This is a genomic window from Flavobacterium soyae (assembly GCF_021245985.1).
GTDB classification, from domain to species: domain Bacteria; phylum Bacteroidota; class Bacteroidia; order Flavobacteriales; family Flavobacteriaceae; genus Flavobacterium; species Flavobacterium soyae.
The window spans coordinates 1-381 of record NZ_JAJQXA010000051.1 but is presented as its reverse complement, the minus strand read 5'-3'; the positions used below and the strand labels follow the sequence as shown (position 1 = coordinate 381).

At 65.6% G+C, this 381-nt stretch carries 1 protein-coding gene; it reads right to left on the bottom strand.

The window, feature by feature from the left end; translation table 11 throughout:
* Positions 1-381: urease accessory UreF family protein (locus tag LUU93_RS21905; protein WP_311202645.1), on the bottom strand; the 381-nt coding region annotated here is incomplete at both ends.

The window sequence follows — 381 nt, the reverse complement described above, 5'->3', positions numbered from 1 at the left end:
GGAGCGATGTGCCAGGCGCGCGCCGCCAGGGCCCAGCACAGCGCCAGGTGCGGCTCGCTGCGTTGTTGGAGACTGAGCTGTTCAAGAAAACCGCGCGCGGCACCGTCGAGTTCCGGCAGGCCGGCAAGCAGTTGCTGCAACGAGTAGCCCATCTGCCGGCTCTCCTGATACAGCTCACGGGTTTCCCGGCTGGCGCGATGTTCTTCGCAATGCAGCAGCAGGGCGTCCCAATCGTCAGCGGCGGCTGCGCTGCAGTGCGCCAGCAACAAGGGCGCTTCGAAACGCGCCAGGTTCAGCAGCAGTTGATCGCTGATCCAGCGACGGGCGTCGTCGGGATTCTTGACCTGGCCGTTGTCCACCGCCATCTCCAGTCCCTGGGAA